14 protein-coding genes and 1 tRNA gene are annotated in these 16,090 nt (G+C 67.6%); 7 read left to right on the top strand and 8 right to left on the bottom strand.

Annotated elements, in window-relative coordinates; all coding sequences use genetic code 11:
- Window positions 1–262: 262 nt before the first annotated feature.
- Window positions 263–337 (bottom strand) — tRNA-Glu (locus SAZ01S_RS04950).
- Window positions 338–391: 54 nt separating this feature from the next.
- A complete protein-coding gene (gene recJ, locus SAZ01S_RS04955; RefSeq protein WP_084580654.1) occupies window positions 392–2,158 on the bottom strand; it encodes a single-stranded-DNA-specific exonuclease RecJ in 1,767 nt (588 codons plus the stop codon).
- Window positions 2,159–2,293: 135 nt separating this feature from the next.
- On the opposite strand from recJ, the gene SAZ01S_RS04960 reads away from it, so the two are divergent.
- Window positions 2,294–4,525 (top strand): DNA/RNA non-specific endonuclease, encoded by a 2,232-nt coding sequence (locus SAZ01S_RS04960; RefSeq protein WP_084580656.1) that lies wholly within the window; start codon window positions 2,294–2,296, stop codon window positions 4,523–4,525.
- A 21-nt stretch (window positions 4,526–4,546) separates the two neighbouring features.
- Here the strand turns inward: SAZ01S_RS04960 and SAZ01S_RS04965 are convergent, their stop codons facing one another.
- From SAZ01S_RS04965 to SAZ01S_RS04975, 3 genes are all read right to left on the bottom strand, one after another.
- The gene (locus tag SAZ01S_RS04965) at window positions 4,547–5,275 is read right to left on the bottom strand and encodes a prolyl hydroxylase family protein (protein WP_245824615.1); all 729 of its coding nucleotides are present in this window, start codon (window positions 5,273–5,275) and stop codon (window positions 4,547–4,549) included.
- Window positions 5,276–5,381: 106 nt separating this feature from the next.
- Window positions 5,382–6,317 carry an RcnB family protein gene (locus SAZ01S_RS04970; protein ID WP_084580780.1) on the bottom strand — a complete coding sequence of 312 codons (936 nt, stop codon included), beginning with the start codon at window positions 6,315–6,317 and terminating at the stop codon, window positions 5,382–5,384.
- 107 nt (window positions 6,318–6,424) lie between these two features.
- The gene (locus SAZ01S_RS04975) at window positions 6,425–6,898 is read right to left on the bottom strand and encodes a (2Fe-2S)-binding protein (protein ID WP_084580660.1); all 474 of its coding nucleotides are present in this window, start codon (window positions 6,896–6,898) and stop codon (window positions 6,425–6,427) included.
- 78 nt (window positions 6,899–6,976) lie between these two features.
- On the opposite strand from SAZ01S_RS04975, the gene SAZ01S_RS04980 reads away from it, so the two are divergent.
- A complete protein-coding gene (locus SAZ01S_RS04980; protein ID WP_084580661.1) occupies window positions 6,977–7,777 on the top strand; it encodes a DODA-type extradiol aromatic ring-opening family dioxygenase in 801 nt (266 codons plus the stop codon).
- Window positions 7,778–7,859: 82 nt separating this feature from the next.
- Here SAZ01S_RS04980 and SAZ01S_RS04985 read toward each other — a convergent pair whose 3' ends face one another.
- On the bottom strand, window positions 7,860–8,621 hold the full coding sequence (locus tag SAZ01S_RS04985) for a class II aldolase/adducin family protein (RefSeq protein WP_084580663.1): 762 nt from the start codon (window positions 8,619–8,621) through the stop codon (window positions 7,860–7,862).
- Window positions 8,622–8,749: 128 nt separating this feature from the next.
- Here SAZ01S_RS04985 and SAZ01S_RS04990 point away from each other — a divergent pair, with 128 nt between their 5' ends.
- Window positions 8,750–9,883, top strand: a complete 1,134-nt coding sequence (locus tag SAZ01S_RS04990; protein WP_084580665.1) for a glycosyltransferase — start codon at window positions 8,750–8,752, stop codon at window positions 9,881–9,883.
- A gap of 79 nt (window positions 9,884–9,962) precedes the next feature.
- The gene (locus SAZ01S_RS04995) at window positions 9,963–11,366 is read left to right on the top strand and encodes an NAD(P)H-dependent flavin oxidoreductase (RefSeq protein ID WP_084580667.1); all 1,404 of its coding nucleotides are present in this window, start codon (window positions 9,963–9,965) and stop codon (window positions 11,364–11,366) included.
- 197 nt (window positions 11,367–11,563) lie between these two features.
- Here SAZ01S_RS04995 and SAZ01S_RS05000 read toward each other — a convergent pair whose 3' ends face one another.
- Window positions 11,564–12,562 (bottom strand): 2-hydroxyacid dehydrogenase, encoded by a 999-nt coding sequence (locus SAZ01S_RS05000; RefSeq protein WP_084580669.1) that lies wholly within the window; start codon window positions 12,560–12,562, stop codon window positions 11,564–11,566.
- Window positions 12,563–12,635: 73 nt separating this feature from the next.
- Between SAZ01S_RS05000 and SAZ01S_RS05005 the strand changes: the two genes are divergently transcribed.
- Window positions 12,636–13,118, top strand: a complete 483-nt coding sequence (locus SAZ01S_RS05005) for an SH3 domain-containing protein (protein ID WP_084580671.1) — start codon at window positions 12,636–12,638, stop codon at window positions 13,116–13,118.
- A 190-nt stretch (window positions 13,119–13,308) separates the two neighbouring features.
- Here the strand turns inward: SAZ01S_RS05005 and SAZ01S_RS05010 are convergent, their stop codons facing one another.
- Window positions 13,309–14,496: an acetyl-CoA C-acyltransferase gene (locus SAZ01S_RS05010; RefSeq protein ID WP_084580673.1), complete on the bottom strand. Its 1,188-nt coding sequence runs from the start codon at window positions 14,494–14,496 to the stop codon at window positions 13,309–13,311.
- A 150-nt stretch (window positions 14,497–14,646) separates the two neighbouring features.
- On the opposite strand from SAZ01S_RS05010, the gene SAZ01S_RS05015 reads away from it, so the two are divergent.
- The gene (locus SAZ01S_RS05015) at window positions 14,647–15,402 is read left to right on the top strand and encodes a prepilin peptidase (RefSeq protein ID WP_084580675.1); all 756 of its coding nucleotides are present in this window, start codon (window positions 14,647–14,649) and stop codon (window positions 15,400–15,402) included.
- A 204-nt stretch (window positions 15,403–15,606) separates the two neighbouring features.
- Window positions 15,607–16,053, top strand: coding sequence for a MarR family winged helix-turn-helix transcriptional regulator (locus SAZ01S_RS05020; protein WP_084580677.1), 447 nt, complete (start codon window positions 15,607–15,609; stop codon window positions 16,051–16,053).
- Window positions 16,054–16,090: the final 37 nt, after the last annotated feature.

Genomic DNA, 16,090 nt, shown 5'->3' on the forward strand with positions numbered 1-16,090 from the left:
AGATGGCGTCACGAGCAGGTAGAGGCCGTCTCTATCACTTAGCTTGTACGCCTCGCCGCGAATCTCTGCGGATTTGATGGCAACCACCGACAGCGCCATGATGGTATCTCCCGTCGAAGCGACCGGCACATGCCATCAAAAATACCATCAGCTTGCTGGTATGTAGTGGCATTTTGCCAGCTTGAATGATAGAGTTATACCACCAAAAACCGCAGAAAACAGCCGTTTATGGCATGTTCTGGCATGCCTTGAGAAGGCAATTTGGTGACCCCTACGGGAATCGAACCCGTGTTTCAGCCGTGAAAGGGCCGCGTCCTAACCGCTAGACGAAGGGGCCAACTGCGTGGCGTGGAGCGGCCGAATAGGGGGCGATTCTGCAGCCGTCAAGCGCTCATTCTGCCCATGCTGCATCTTCTATGTGCAATTCTGCTGCCGGGCGGCTTCCCCAGTTGTCGATCTTCGCGCGACCGGCCAGCCACAGCCGCCGGTGGCTGGGGGCGGAAAGCAGCGCCTGGCCGAGCTCGGTCTCAGCCTGGCGGAACGCGACGGCCTTCAGGTTTCGCCCGTCGGGCCCTGCGACGATCGCGCGGACATGGCCGCCGGTGCCGACCAGATCGGCCTTGATCACGCGCACCGGACCGGCAGCGATTCGCGGCGCGGGCCAGCCCATGCCATAGGGGCCGCCGGCCTCCATCGCCTCGACCAGCATCGGGTTCACGCCGCCGGGACTCAGCACCGCATCGAGCAGCAGCGCGCGTTCCCCGCGCGCCGCAGCGATTCGATCGCCCAGCCGTTCCTCCAGAAACGCGGCGAGCGCGTCGATGCGATCGGCGGCGACGGTGACGCCGCACGCCATGGCATGGCCGCCGCCGGCGATCAGCAGACCGGCATCCTTCGCCGCGAGCACCGCTGCGCCCAGATCGACGCCCGGTATCGATCGCCCGGACCCCTTGCCGATGCCGTCCTCGCCGATCGCGATCACCAGCGCCGGTCGGCCGAGCTTTTCCTTCAACCGACCCGCGACGATGCCGATCACGCCGGGGTGCCAGCCGTCGCCGGCGACGAGCGCCACCATCCGGTCGCCGCCGGCGAGGCACAGCGATTCGGCCGCTGCCTGTACCTCCGCCTCGATCGCGCGGCGCTCTTCGTTGAGCAGGTCGAGCTCGGCGGCGATCGCGCGCGCCTCGGCCGGATCGCGGGTGGTGAGCAGCCGCACGCCGAGGTCCGACTTGCCGACGCGGCCTCCGGCATTGATCCGCGGCCCCAGCGCGAAGCCGAGATCGGTGCAAGTCGGCGCCCGGGTGAGGCGCGAGGCCTCGATCAGCGCGGCAAGGCCGAGGTTGCGCCGCTGCGCCATCACCTTGAGGCCCTGCGCGACGAAGGCGCGGTTGAGGCCTTTCAGCTGCGCGACATCCGCGACGGTGCCCAGTGCAACGATATCGAGCAGGTCGAGCAGCCGCGGTTCGGGCCGGCTGGCGAAGAAGCCGCGGGCTCGCAGCGCCCGGATCAGCGCCGCGCCGAGCAGGAAGGCGACCCCCACGGCGGCGAGGTGGCCGTGCTCGGCGCCTTCGCCTTCGTCGAGCCGGTTGGGGTTCACCAGCGCATGGGCGACGGGAAGTTCGGTCGCGCATTTGTGATGGTCGACGACGATCACGTCGGCATCGACATCGCGCGCCATTGCCAGCGCCTCGAACGCCTGGGCGCCGCAATCGACGGTGACGATCAGCCCATGCCCCTGCTGCTTCAGCCGCACCAGCGCTTCGCCTGAGGGGCCATAGCCCTCCATCAGTCGGTCGGGGATATAGGGCGTGGCCTCCAGCCCGAGATCGCGCAGCAGCAGGATCAGCAGGGCGGCGGAGGTGGCGCCGTCGACATCGTAATCGCCGAAGATCGCGACGCGCTCGGCCGCCTGCACCGCGTCGGCCAGTCGTTCGGCGGCCACGTCCATGTCGCGGAAGATCGAGGGATCCGGCATGAAGGCGCGAATGCTGGGGGTGCGGTGGCGCTCCAGGTCGGTGCGGTCGACGCCGCGGGTGAGCAGCAGCTGGGTGACGAGGTCGTCGGGGGCGAAGTTCGGATCGCGCGCGTCGGCGGCGAGTCCGCGCCAGCGCCAGGGCTGGCCCAGGATCGAGCGATGGACATTGAGGGCAGGGGACATGGCCCCGATGTGGCCGGTACGCCCCCGCTTGTCGAGGGGCGTCGCCGGGCAGAGCGCTGCGGCGGCTTGGGCTGGCCGTCGTAAATCTGCAAAGCTAATGGTGCACCTTGGTCAAGTCGTTCGGGGGAGGATCGAATGGCGGTGATGTCGGTCGAATTGCAGCAGGCCGTCAGCAAGGCGGAAACGAGGGCGGAACAACTCGGCACGGATCTCGCGGATCTTGCCACGAACGCTCGCAGCGCGCCCCCCGAACAAGTCGCCAGCGCCGCGGCGAAGCGACAGCGCCACGATTTCCTTACGGCCGCCTACCAGTCGCGCGACGAGGCCGATCGCGCGTTCGAGCGGATCATCGGCGGCAATGAGCTGCAGGAGGCGAACTATCTTGCGCGCGGTGCGCTGGTGGCGCGCACCGTGGTGCGGATCGTGCTGCGCGGTGCCGGCGGGACGGTGCGCGGCTATGGCACCGGCTTCCTCGTCGGCGACGGCGTCCTGCTGACCAACCACCATGTGCTGGACAGCGCGGAGACGGCGCGGCCGTCCGAGGCGGAGGCGCTATACGAGCGTGCCGCGACGGGCGAAGACCTGACGCCGTGGCGCTTCGCGCTCGAGCCCGATCGGCTGTTCTACACCTCCTCCGCGCTCGACTTCACGCTCGTCGCGGTGGCGGCGCGCGACCGGACCGGCGGCTTCGCCCGAACGGGGCTGGGCTGGCTGCCGCTGCTGGGCACGCCCGGCAAGGCGATCGAAGGCGAATGGCTGACGATCATCCAGCATCCCGGCGGCGAGCGGAAGCAGATCTGCGTCCGCGAGAACCAGCTGATCAAGCGCGCCGACGACGTTCTCTGGTACGCCACCGATACTCAGGGCGGCTCGTCCGGCTCGCCGGTGTTCAACAACGACTGGCTGCTCGTCGCGCTGCATCACAGCGGCGTGCCCGAGACGCGCGACGGCAAGTGGCAGACGATCGACGGCCGCGACTATGATCCCACCCGCGACGGCGAGGACCGGGTCAAGTGGATCGCCAACGAGGGCATTCGAATCTCGCGCATCGTCGATACGCTGCGGGCGGACGCCAAGATGGCCGCGCACCCGCTCATCGCCCCGATCCTCGCCACCGGGCTCGCCGATGTGGACGTGCGGCTGCCGGTAAGCTTCGGTGCCGGCGTGGCGTTGCCCGATCTGCTTGCCGCCAACGCGCCGCGCGCGGCGGCGGCCGCCATTCCCACCGCGCCCTCGACCGTGATCAGCCCCAAGGAGTCCAGCATGGCACAGCATCTGACGCTCAACCTGCTCGTCGGCGAGGATGGCAGCGTGTCGCTGCTCCAGGGCGGCGCGACCGAAGCGGCGCTGGTCGCGCCCGAGAAGGCGCGCAAGAACGTGATCGATGCGCCGGTCGATCCGGCAAGGGACTGGGGGAAGGGGTTCGATCCCGAGTTCCTCGGCACCGGGGATCTGCGCGTTCCGCTGCCGGAGGTGATGCAGAAGGAGCTGATCGCGCCGCTGCGCGATGCCTATGGCCAGACGTTCACGCCTGAGCAGCGCGCGGCCGGCGTGCTGGAGTATGACCGGTACAGCGTGGTGATGAACAAGGCGCGGCGTTTCGCCTTCTATTCCGCCGCCAATGTCAGCTGGGGGATGCGGCCGGCGATCAGCGGCCGCAGCGACCAGTGGCTCTATGACGATCGCATCGCGCGCGAGCACCAGGTCGACAACAGCTATTACCGCAACAACAAGTTCGACCGCGGGCACCTCACGCGCCGCGAGGATATGGAATGGGGCAGCGATCCGGTGTCGGCGGTGCGACGCGCCAACGGCACCTGCACCTGGACCAACTGCACACCGCAGCATGAGATCTTCAACCAAGACAAGAGCCCCGATCCCGCCATCCATCTGTGGCAGGGGCTGGAGCGCTATATTCTGGAGGAGACGGCTGAGCACAACCGGTTCGACGTGCAGGTGTTCACTGGCCCGGTGTTCGGCGCGGCGGACCCGGTCTATCGGGGCATCGCCTATCCGCTGGAGTTCTGGAAAGTCGTGGTCGCAGTGGCGGCGGGCGGGCGGCTGTTCGCCACGGCCTATCTGCTCAGCCAGAAGGATGTGATCGATCGGTTCGGGCTGGAAGGCGCCCCCGCGGTGCCATTCGGCGCCTATGGTACCTATCAGCGGCCGATTGCGGTGGTCGAGGATCTCGCCGGACTGCGCTTCACCTATGGCGACAAGCGCTCGCTGCGCGAGGTCGACCCCCTCGCGTCGCCCGGCAAGCCGGGGCGGCGGCGTCCACGTCGGCGCAGCGCGGCGACCGAGTCGGTCGGCGTGGAAGTAGCAGACGATGCGCTGACCAGCTTCGACGATCTCGTGCTGTTCTGACCGGCCGGACGGTGCCGGCGCTCAATCCGCGCCGGCGTCGACCACGCCCGAGCGATAGGTCTGGATCGGTGCCTTGATCCAGGGCTGCTCGCGGAACCACTTGGTGATGATGTACTTGGTGCCCTCCACCACGCGCATGCCCTCATGGAGCGTGTCGTAATTGGGGCTGCCATCGGCGAGCATGTTGTTCCAGATCACCAGCAGGCCGCGCTTGGGCTTGAAGCGGATGCCCGCGCGCGGGAACCAGGTGGCGCCGCCTTCCTCGACATCGTTCAGATAGGCCATCGCCGTCCAGGTGCGCTGGCCGCCGGTTTCCAGCATCTTGTCCCAATAGCCGCTGTCTTCGTGGAAATAGTCGCAATGCGCACGAAACTGCTGGTTCGGCTGGTAGCGCTGGCCCTGCATCGTCTCGGCATTCTCGACCGGGATGCCGAGCAGATCGGCGATGCGATTGTCGATCGCCTGCACCTCCGGCGCCCAGCGATAGAGGTCCGAGCTGTGGCTGGTGCGATAGTCGGGGTCGTCGGTGGCGGCGAGCAGCGTAGACGGGCGGGCATTGCTGTCGATCAGCGCCACCAGCATGTCGCAATCGGCATCGCTGAGGAAATCGGGATAGGTATAGACTTGGGCGAGATCTACCTTGGTGCGGCGCACGCCCGGGGTGGAGTCCAGCCGTGCCGCTACCTCGCGGCCGATCCGTGCCCGTTCGGGGGAGGGCGATCCCTTGCTGTTGGCGTTCGTCTTGCTCACGCCCGAACTCATTGCCGCCAAGTGGCGCGATTGCAAGACCGCGGCTCCGACACGAAAAAGGGCCGGCATCGCTGCCGGCCCAGTCGCGTGCATTTCGTCCTGACGCTTACCAGAAGATGCCGTAGATCACGTCGACCACCTGGCCGGTATCGACATCGACCAGCAACGCGTCGTCATAATAGCGCACCCAGCGATACGGCCCCCAGACGTCGGGCAGGCGATAGGCGTAGGGATTGCCGATCCAATATTGCGGCGCGAACAGGAAGCTATCCAGGCGGTAACCGATCGTGAACCGGCGATAGCCATAGCTCCAGCGCGCCGGCGGATAGTAGCGCGGCAAGCGGTAGAGGCTGCGATTATAGTCGCGATAGCCGCGCCAGTCGTAGCGATGGTCGTTGCGCCAGCCGCTGTTCCACACCCCGCGATCGCCACGCCAGCGATCGGCGCCGTAGAAGTCGCGACGGTCGTTCCAGCCATGGTTGCCGTTGCGACGATCCCAGTCGCCGCGATCGCGATTCCAGTCGGGGCGCGGCTGGTTGTTCCAGCGGCGATCCTGCCAGCCGGCGTCGCGACGCGGGTCGCCGCGGTTCTGCCAGTCCGGCCGCCGCTCGCCCTGCTGCCAGTTGCGCGGCTGCTGGACGGGCGCCGGACCGCCCTGCGGCTGCTGGAAGGCAGGGCGGGGCTGCCCGTCCGGACGGCGCCAGTCGCCGCGATCCTGCACCTGCGGGTTGCCTTGCGGGCGTTGCCAGCCGGGATTCCCCTCGGGCCGCTGCCAGTTGCCGCGATCCTGCGGTTGCGGCGGCGGCGCACCTTGCGGCCGCTGCCAGTTGCCACGGTCTTGCGGCGGCGGCGCACCTTGCGGGCGCTGCCAAGTGCCGCGGTCCTGCCCCTGCGGCGCGCCGCCGCCCCAGCGTTGGCCATCGCCGCGCGCACCTTCTGGACGCGACCAGCCGCCGCGATGCTCGCCGCGGTCCTGCGCGAGTGCAGCGGCGGGGACCAGCGCGGTCGCGGCTGCGATCGCCGCCAACAGCATCCTCTTCATCGAACCATTCTCCGATGGCAGCGGCAAAGTCGCCGTGCCGATGCTGCCGGTATAGCTGCGCGACGCTGAGCCGGTTCTGAATTGCCCTGTCAGCAGATTGAAAGCTTTCACGCGCCGTCTTCCGGGTCGCCGCGGGCAATCCGCGCGGCATCCTGAATGGCAGCAACCAGGCGGGGATAGATGCCACAGCGGCAGATATTGGGAATGCCCTGGCGAATATCTTCCTCCGACGGGTTGCGATTGGTGCGGATCAGCACCGCGGCGGCCATCACCATGCCGGGGATGCAATAGCCGCACTGGACGAGGTTCGCGGCAAGAAAGGCCTGCTGCACCGGGTGGCTGCGATCGGGCGAGAGCCCCTCGATCGTGGTGACGAAGGTGCCTTCGATCGCGCCGATCGTCTCGCGACAGGCAAGCCGCGCGGCGCCGTCGATGTCGACGGTGCAGGCGCCGCAATCGCCGGTGCCGCAGCCATATTTGGTGCCGGTGAGGTTGGAGGCGTCGCGCAGCGCCCAGAGCAGCGGCGTCTGCGGATCCATGGCATACTGGACCGGCTGGTTGTTGACGGTGAACCGAGTCATGGTCGCGACCCTAGCGGGAAACGACGGGTTTCCGAAACCGCCATTGTGGTGCCGTGCGCAGCAGGCGACATATTGCGCATGACCCTACCTGCGCTCTTCGTGCCCCATGGCGGCGGCCCCTGCTTCTTCATGGACCCGGCGGGTGGGCCTCCCGACCCGATGTGGCAGCCGATGCAGGCCTATCTGGCGGGGATACTCGCCAGCCTGCCGGAGCGGCCGCGGGCGATCCTGCTCGTCTCGGGCCATTGGGAAGAGCGCGCGGTGACGGTGCATGCCGGGAACGGCCAGCCGCTGCTTTTCGACTATTACGGCTTTCCCGAACATACCTATCACTTGCGCTGGGATGCCCCCGGCGCGCCGGACGTCGCGCTGCGTGTCAAGGCGCTGCTCGACCAGGCAGGCTTTCCGACCGGCGTCGAGCGCGAGCGGGGATGGGATCACGGCGTGTTCATCCCGATGAAGGTGGCGGTGCCCGATGCAGACATCCCGCTCGCGCAACTGTCGCTCCGCGCGGATCTCGATCCCGCCGCGCATGTCGCGATCGGCAAGGCGCTCGCGCCGCTGCGCGACGAAGGCGTGCTGCTCATTGGCTCGGGGATGAGCTTCCACAATCTGCGCGTCCGTGGCCCGCAGGCGACGCCCTATGCCGATGCGTGGGACGATGCGCTGGCGGCGGCGGCGACCGATCCCGATCCCGCGCGCCGCGAGGCCCGGCTCGTCGCCTGGCGCGACCTGCCCTATGCCGAATTCGCCCACCCGCGCGAGGAGCATCTGCTTCCGCTGATGGTCGCGCTCGGCGCGGGCGGCGAGGGACCGGCGGAGTGCGACTATCGCGACCATGTGCTCGGCTGGGCCGTCAGCGGCTTCCGCTTCGGATAAGCACTTTCCAGTCGGCCCTGTGCGGGCGACGGCCCGGATAGTGCGGCAAGAGGATGGGAGGTGCCTTCGCAAGGAAGGCGCATCACTCGCGCCAGCTGCGATCGATCCGATCGACCAGCCGCACCATCGCCGCAAAGTCCGCGGCACCGGGGCCGCCTGGTACCTGCGCCATATGGACGTCGCGCTGGTGTACGGCCACGACCTCTGGCGCGATCTGGATCGGCCGGCCCATGCTCATCGTCGCAATCTGGATCTCGCAGGCGCGCTGCAGCCCCCAGTGCTTGAGAAAGGCCTCGGGCAGGGTGCGACCCATGGTGAGGATGCCGTGGTTGCGCAGCAGCATCACCCGCTTGTCGCCGAGATGGGCGAGCAGCCGTTCGCCCTCCTCGTCGCGCACGGTGACGCCTTCGAAATCATGGTAGGCGATCTGGCCGATGAAGTTGCACGCATAGAAGTTGGTCGGCTGCAGCCCGCCCTCGAGCGACGCGACCGCCATGCCGGCCGTGGTATGGCTGTGCATGATGCAATGCGCATCGGGCAGATGGCGGTGGAAGAGCGCGTGCTGGACGAAGCCGGCGCGGTTCACCGGATAGGGCGAGTCGTCCAGCTTGTTGCCGTCAATGTCGATCTTGACGAGGTTGGAGGCCTTTACCTCGCTGAAATGCAACCCGAACGGGTTGATCAGGAAGGCGCCGTCCTGATCGGGCAGCTTCACCGTGATATGGTTGTAGATCATCTCCGACCAGCCAAGCATGTCGAACACGCGGTAGCAGGCGGCGAGCTGCTGGCGCGCCTCCCACTCGGCATCGCTGACCGAATTGTTCTGCGCGAGCGCGGTAGCCATGGGACCTCTCCGGATATCGTTTTTGAGCTTTGGGTATGCCACAGGGCACGCGCGCGCAGCAACCGTTACGCGTGCTCCGCATCCTAACGGATGACGTCGCCGCAAACCGCCGCTAAACCCCGGCCCCCATGTCGATCCACATCCTCCATCTTCATTCCACCTTCGCGCTCGGCGGCAAGGAAGCGCGGGCGGTGCAGCTGATGAACGCGTTCGGCGATCGCGCGCGGCACACCATCGTCTCGGCGATGCCCGACCAGCTCGGCGCCCGCGAGGCGATCGACCGCCCTATCAAATACGAGATCGCGCTCGATCCGCCGCCGCTCACCGGCAAGCCCTCGGTAAAGCGCTACGAGGCGATTGCGCGGTTCATGCGGCGCTTCGACCTGGTGCTCACCTATAACTGGGGCGCGATCGACGGGGTGATGGCGGCGCGGGTGTTCGGCAAGGGACTGCCGCCGATCATCCATCACGAGGACGGCTTCAACGCCGACGAGGCGGAAAAGCTGAGCACCGTCCGTAACATGTATCGTCGCATGGCGCTGCCTGCCGCCAATGCACTGGTGGTACCCTCCGAAAAGCTCGAGCAGGTCGCGACCAAGTTCTGGAAGCAGCCGGCGGAGCGGCTGGTGCGCATCGCCAATGGGGTGCCGACGGCGCGCTACACGGGCCAGCTCGACCCCAAGCTGCTGCCGATGCTGGAAAAGCGCCGCAAGGGCGAAGTGTTCATCGGTTGTCTGGCGGGGCTTCGACCGGTGAAGGACCTGCCGATGCTGGTCCGCGCCGTTGCCGGCATGAGCTCGCGTTTCAAGCTGGTGATCCTGGGCGAGGGGCCCGAGCGCCAGGCGATCCTCGACCAGGCCGAGGCGATGGCGGTGGAGGACCAGGTGTACCTGCCCGGCTTCATCGCCAATCCGCATCGCTATCTAGGGCTGTTCGACCTGTTCGCGCTGTCCTCGAAAAGCGAGCAGGCGCCCGTGTCGGTCCTGGAGGCGATGGCGGCCGGGCTACCGGTGGTATCCCCGCAGGTAGGGGATATTGCGGCAATGGTATCGGAGCCCAATCGGCGATATCTCTCGCCCGACCGCACCGAAGTGTCGCTGCGGGATCGGCTCGATCTGCTCGCGCAACACCCCGACGAGCGGAAGCGGGTGGGTGAGGCGAACCGTCTGCGGGCGGCTGCGTTGTACGACGAGGCCGAGATGGTCGCGGCCTATGCGCGGCTCTACGCCCAGGCGATGGGGCGGCCGGGCGTGCTGGGCTGAGACCGGTCCGGTACTATTTGTTACTCGCTTGTTGCGGCCGTTCCGGCTAGCGTCGCGCGGCAATTTTTGTGGAGGCAGTGTGTTCAAGGGTCTTTCGCCCATCAACTACAACGGTCGTGAGGTTTGGCCGCTGGTCGAGGGTGGGAAGGGCGTCGCAGCGACCAACCATGCGAGCGCAGGGGCCTGGGCGGCCGCCGGCGGTATCGGCACGGTCAGCGCGGTCAACGCCGACAGCTATGATGCGGATGGCAAGATCATCCCGCAGATCTACCGTGCCCTCACGCGTCGCGAGCGCCATGAAGAGCTGATCCAGTACGCGATCGAAGGCGCCGTCCAGCAGGTCAAGCGCGCGTTCGAGATCGCCGGCGGCAAGGGCGCGATCAACATCAACGTGCTCTGGGAGATGGGCGGCGCCCAGCGTGTCCTCCAGGGCGTGCTGGAGCGGACCAAGGGCATGGTGGCGGGCGTCACCTGCGGTGCGGGCATGCCCTACAAGCTCAGCGAGATCGCCGCGCACCACGAGGTGAGCTACCTGCCGATCGTCAGCTCCGGCCGCGCCTTCCGCGCGCTGTGGAAGCGGGCCTATTCCAAGGCGCAGGAATGGCTGGCGGCGGTGGTCTATGAGGATCCCTGGCTCGCCGGCGGCCATAACGGCCTGTCCAATGCCGAGGACCCGCGCGCGCCGCAGGATCCCTATCCGCGGGTCAAGGCGCTGCGCGACGTGATGCGCGAAGGCGGCTTGCCGGACAGCGTGCCGATCGTGATGGCTGGCGGCGTCTGGTATCTGCGCGACTGGAACGACTGGATCGACAATCCCGAACTCGGTGCGATCGCCTTCCAGTTCGGCACGCGTCCGCTGCTCACCCAGGAGAGCCCGATCCCCGAGGGCTGGAAGGCCAAGCTGATGGAGATCGAGGAAGGGGAGGTGCTGCTGCATCGCTTCTCGCCAACCGGCTTCTATTCGAGCGCGGTGCGCAATCCGTTTCTCCGTCACCTCGAAGCGCGTTCAGAGCGCCAGGTCCCGTACTCGACCGAGGCGGCGGGCGACCACACCTTCCAGCTCGACGTGGGCGTGAAGGGCAAGAATTTCTGGGTGACCCGCAACGACCTGCTGCGCGCGCGCGAATGGCACGGCCTGGGCTTCACCAGCGCGCTCAAGACGCCGGACAACACGCTGGTTTTCGTGACGCCCGAGGACCAGCAGATCATCCGCAAGGACCAGGCCGACTGCATGGGCTGCCTCAGCCAGTGCCAGTTCTCGTCCTGGGCGGATACCGAGACCAACTCGACCGGCCGCCTGGCCGATCCGCGCAGCTTCTGCATCCAGAAGACGCTGCAGGATATCGCCCATGGCGGCGATACCGACCAGAACCTGATGTTCGCCGGCCACGCCGCGTACAACTTCAAGCGCGATCCGTTCTATTCGAACGGCTTCGTGCCGACGGTGAAACAGCTGGTCGACCGGATCCTGACCGGGGATTGATGGAGCGGCGCTCCTAGTCCCTCCCCTTTAGGCGCATCAGGTCGGCACTGCCCCCGGCAGTGCCTGAACAGCGCGGGGCGCTGTTCACCTGATGCGGGGTTGGGGTGGGGCAGCGTCTCACCGAGACCAACCAGCGTTCTGGAATCCCTCCACCCCCAAACCCCTCCTCCCAGGAGGAGGGGCTTAGAAATGGTGGATCACAACCACCCCTCGAACACCTGATCCGGCGGGCGGTGCCCGTCCGCCCAGCTGCGGATATTGGCGATGACCTTCATCCCCATCGCCTCGCGCGCCTCGAAGGTCGCCGAGCCGAGATGCGGCAGCAGCACGACATTTTCCAGTGCCATCAGCCGCGGATCGACCTTGGGCTCGTCGACATAGACGTCCAGCCCTGCGCCGGCGATGCGGCGTTCCTGCAGCGCCACCACCAGCGCCTCGGGGTCGACGATCTCCCCCCGCGCGGTGTTGACCAGCCAGCCGTCCGGCCCCAGCAAATCGAGCCGTCGCGCGTCGATCAGGCCGCTCGTCGTGGCAGTATGCGGTGTGTGGATGGTCAGGATGTCGATCGCTTCGAGCATCGCATCCAGATCGTCGTGATAGGTCGCGCCCAGCTGGTGTTCGAGCACCTCGTGCACGCGGTGGCGGCCATGATAATGGATCTGCAGGCCAAAGGCGCGCGCGCGCTGCGCCACCGCCTGGCCGATCCGCCCCATGCCGAGGATGCCGAGCTTGCGTCCGCCGATGCGGTGACCGCGCATGCTGGTGGGACTCCACCCGCGCCAGTCGCCCGAGCGGACCAGCTTGTCGCCCTCGACCAGCCGGCGCGGCACGGCGAGGATCAGCGCCATCGCCATGTCGGCGGTATCGTCGGTCAGCACGCCGGGCGTGTTGGTGACGACGATCCCGCGGGCACGTGCCGCCTTGAGGTCGATATGCCCGACCCCCGCGCCGTAATTCGCGATGAGCCGCAGACGATCGGGCGCCGCCGCCAGCAGTTCGGCCGTGATACGATCGGTGACGGTGGGGACCAGCACATCGGCATCGGCCATCGCGGCGGCGAGCGCGGCGATGTCCATCGGCGTGTCGGCGGGATTCGGGGCCGAGTCGAACAGCTCCGCCATCCGCGCTTCGCTGGCGTGCGGCAGCGCGCGGGTAATGATCACCCGGGGGCGGGACGGTCGCTTGGGATCGGCCATATGCATGGCTTGGCGGGTGGCGGGGGCGCAGTCAACGGTTGAAGCGTGGCGGCGGCTGGCCGATAGACGAGGCATGCAGCAGCGGCGTTTATCGATCGGACTTTCGGCCCTGGCGCTCGTCGCGCTGGCCGCCCCCGCCCATGCGGAGCGCAAGCCGCCCTATTTCGCGTCGCTCAAGGCGAGCAAGGCGCGGATGCGCACCGGGCCGGGGCGCAACTATCCCACCAACTGGTTCTACCAGCGGCGCGGGCTGCCGCTCAAGGTGATCGCCAGTTACGGTGCCTGGCTGAAGGTGCGCGATCCGGACGGGGCAGAGGGCTGGATGCAAGCCAATCTGCTGGAGGACAAGCGCACCGCGATCGTGGCAGGCGGCGTCGCGGAGCTGCACAGCAGCCCCTCCGCCGAGTCGCACATCAGCTGGCGCGCGGCGCCGGGCGTGGTGGGGAAGATCAGCGCGTGCAGCGGCGGCTGGTGCTGGTTCGATGCCGGCGGTCGCGCGGGCTATGTCGAGCAGGCGCGGATCTGGGGGACGGATCCCGGCGAGACGCTGCGGTAAAATACGACTCTCAAGCCCCTCCTCCTTGGAGGAGGGGTTGGGGTGGAGGGATTCCAGAACGTCCGTCGGTCTCGGTGAGACACTGCCCCACCCCAACCCCGCATCAGGTGAACAGCGCCCGGCGCTGTTCAGGCGCTGCCGGGGGCAGTGCCGACCTGATGCGCCTGAAGCGGAGGGGCTACGGTTCGCTTCAATCCATCAGTTCCACGGCCACGGCGGTCGCTTCCCCGCCGCCGATGCACAGTGAGGCCAGGCCCCGCTTCTGGCCGTTGCGCTCCAGCGCCGACAGCAGCGTTGCCAGCACCCGCGCGCCGCTGGCGCCGATCGGGTGGCCGAGCGCGCAGGCGCCGCCATGCACGTTCACCACGTCATGGCTTAGGCCGAGTTCCTGCATCGCGATCATCGTCACGCAGGCAAAGGCCTCGTTGACCTCGAACAGGTCGACACTGCCGGCTTCCCAGCCCGCCTTCTCCAGCGCCTTGCGCATCGCGAACACCGGTGCGGTGGTGAAGCGTGCGGGTGCGTGGGCATGGGCGGCATGGCCGACGATTCGCGCGATCGGGTTCAGGCCCAGCTTCTCCGCCACCGAGGCGCGGGCCAGCACCAGCGCCGCCGCGCCGTCCGAGATCGACGAGGCGTTGGCGGCGGTGATCGTGCCGTCCCTGGCGAAGGCGGGCTTGAGCGTCGGGATCTTGGCGGGATCGGCCTTGGTCGGCTGTTCGTCGAGCGCCACCGTCACCACGCCCTTGCGGCCCTGCAGCTCGACGGGAACGATCTCGCGATCAAAAGCGCCGCTGGCCTGCGCCGCCTTGGCGCGCTCCAGGCTGGCGATGGCGAAGGCGTCCTGCGCCTCGCGGGTGAACTGATACTCCTTGGCCGTCTCCTCCGCGAAGCTGCCCATCAGACGGCCCGGTTCATAGGCATCTTCAAGCCCGTCGAGGAACATATGGTCCTTGAGCACGTCATGCCCGATCCGCGCGCCGCTGCGGTGGCGCATCGAAAGGTACGGCGCATTGGTCATGCTCTCCATGCCGCCGGCGATCAGCAGGTCGACCGATCCGGCGGCCAGCGACTCGGCGGCCATGATCGTCGCCTGCATGCCCGATCCGCACATCTTGTTGATCGTCGTTGCTTCGATGTGCTGCGGCAGCCCGGCCTTGAGCGCCGCCTGGCGGGCGGGCGCCTGGCCGAGCCCCGCGGGGAGCACGCAGCCCATATAGATTCGCTCGACCGCTTCGCCCTTGAGACCGGCCCGCTCGACCGCGGCGCCGACGGCGGTCGCCCCAAGATCGGTGGCGGTGGCGTCGGCGAGGGCGCCCTGGAAGCTCCCCATCGGTGTGCGGGCATAGGACAGAATCACGACGGGGTCGGCAGACATACAGGCTCCTCTCGAGTGGTTGGGGGCGATCTAGGGGGCCGAGGGCGGGTTTGCAAAAGCGCGCGCACTCCCGCAGGAGGAGCGCGTGCCGGAATATCGTGAAAGCCTTCGAACGGGACGCGATCCGTCCGCGATCGCCGCATGACACCGATGGACCATTGGGGCTGGCCGATCCTGCTCGGGGTCCTGGGCGCGGTGTTCGGCAGCTTCATCGCTACGATCGCGATCCGCTGGCCGGAGGGGCGCAGCGTCGCCCGCGGACGATCCATGTGCGATTCGTGCGGTGCGTCGCTGAAGGCGGTGGAACTGGTGCCGGTGGCCAGCTTCCTCCTTCAACGTGGGTGCTGCCGCCATTGCGGTGGCAGGATTGCGCCGAGCCACTGGATCACCGAGGTGCTGGGCCTGGCGATCGGTGTGGTCGCCGGCATTGCGGCCCCGGGTGGGGAGGGCGCCGCAGGCGCCGTGTTCGGCTGGCTGTTGCTCACCCTCGCGGCGCTCGATCTATCCGCCTTCTGGCTGCCGAACATGCTCAACGGCGTCCTGGTCGCGACGGGCCTGGCCGTCGGCGCGCTAGGGTTAGGCGTGCCGTTGGGCGCGCGGTTGATTGGCGGTGCCGCGGGCTTTCTCGCCCTCTGGTTGGTCGCACGCGGCTACAAGGCGCTGCGGGGACGGCAAGGCCTGGGGGGCGGGGATCCCAAGCTGTTCGGCGCAATCGGTTGTTGGCTGGGCTGGGAGCCGCTGGCCGAGGTGCTGCTCGTCGCAAGCCTTCTCGGCCTGGCGCTCGTCGTGCTGAAACTGGCGGCGGGACGGCAGGTGCGGGCAACCGACCGTCTGCCGTTCGGCGTGCTGCTCGCCGCAGGCGCCTGGGCGGTTTGGCTGGGAGGGCTGATGACAACCGGGCATTGATCCGCGGCGCCAGCGGGGCCAAAAAAAAGGCCACCCCGTGGGGCGGCCTATGAAAGTCTTAGGAGAGGATGCCTGAAAGGCCCGATCTTTCTGCACCGCGCACCCATCTGCTGCAAGTGCGAACTGTTACCGGTATCATTGCAAAAATTGCAACCTGCCAGCGTTGTCAGCTACGGATTGGTTAATCGAGGAGCGTGGGGATCGATGAATAGCTTGAAATTGGACGATTTTTTGCCCTACCGCCTTTCGATTGCCTCCAATGCGGTGTCGGACGCGATTGCGAGCGCCTACCGGACATTGTTTGGCTTGCGCATCCCTGAATGGCGACTCGTCGCGGTGCTGGCAGAGGGGGGGGCGATGAGCCAGCAGGCGCTGTGTGGCCGCACGCGCATGGACAAGGTGACGGTGAGTCGCGCCGCGATCGGGCTTGCCGAGCGGGGCCTGATCGCCCGTGCCGCCAATCCGAGCGATCAGCGTTCCCACCTCGTCGCGCTGACCCCCGATGGCTGGCAGCTCTACGAACAGATCGCTCCCAAGGCGCTGGAGATGGAGCGGGCGCTGTTCGCCAGCTTTTCGAAGGAGGAGCAGGCGCAGCTGTCGGCGATGCTCGCGCGGATCGAAGCGGCGGTTACGGCACTCGACGGGGGTTGATCGGCGCGCATCGGCTCGCGTAAGCAGGTGGAGCCCT

Origin of the sequence: Sphingomonas azotifigens NBRC 15497 (assembly GCF_002091475.1) — a bacterium.
GTDB lineage: Bacteria > Pseudomonadota > Alphaproteobacteria > Sphingomonadales > Sphingomonadaceae > Sphingomonas > Sphingomonas azotifigens.

What these genes read in the sequence shown, in the direction of transcription:
- recJ (WP_084580654.1), bottom strand. Translation starts at nt 2,158, where the DNA reads ATGTCCCCTGCCCTCAATGTCCATCGCTCGATCCTGGGCCAGCCCTGG.
- SAZ01S_RS04970 (WP_084580780.1), bottom strand. Translation starts at nt 6,317, where the DNA reads ATGAAGAGGATGCTGTTGGCGGCGATCGCAGCCGCGACCGCGCTGGTC.
- SAZ01S_RS05000 (WP_084580669.1), bottom strand. Translation starts at nt 12,562, where the DNA reads ATGGCCGATCCCAAGCGACCGTCCCGCCCCCGGGTGATCATTACCCGC.
- SAZ01S_RS05010 (WP_084580673.1), bottom strand. Translation starts at nt 14,496, where the DNA reads ATGTCTGCCGACCCCGTCGTGATTCTGTCCTATGCCCGCACACCGATG.
- SAZ01S_RS05020 (WP_084580677.1), top strand. Translation starts at nt 15,607, where the DNA reads ATGAATAGCTTGAAATTGGACGATTTTTTGCCCTACCGCCTTTCGATT.
- SAZ01S_RS04985 (WP_084580663.1), bottom strand. Translation starts at nt 8,621, where the DNA reads ATGGCTACCGCGCTCGCGCAGAACAATTCGGTCAGCGATGCCGAGTGG.
- SAZ01S_RS05015 (WP_084580675.1), top strand. Translation starts at nt 14,647, where the DNA reads ATGGACCATTGGGGCTGGCCGATCCTGCTCGGGGTCCTGGGCGCGGTG.
- SAZ01S_RS04980 (WP_084580661.1), top strand. Translation starts at nt 6,977, where the DNA reads ATGACCCTACCTGCGCTCTTCGTGCCCCATGGCGGCGGCCCCTGCTTC.
- SAZ01S_RS04975 (WP_084580660.1), bottom strand. Translation starts at nt 6,898, where the DNA reads ATGACTCGGTTCACCGTCAACAACCAGCCGGTCCAGTATGCCATGGAT.
- SAZ01S_RS05005 (WP_084580671.1), top strand. Translation starts at nt 12,636, where the DNA reads ATGCAGCAGCGGCGTTTATCGATCGGACTTTCGGCCCTGGCGCTCGTC.
- SAZ01S_RS04960 (WP_084580656.1), top strand. Translation starts at nt 2,294, where the DNA reads ATGGCGGTGATGTCGGTCGAATTGCAGCAGGCCGTCAGCAAGGCGGAA.
- SAZ01S_RS04990 (WP_084580665.1), top strand. Translation starts at nt 8,750, where the DNA reads ATGTCGATCCACATCCTCCATCTTCATTCCACCTTCGCGCTCGGCGGC.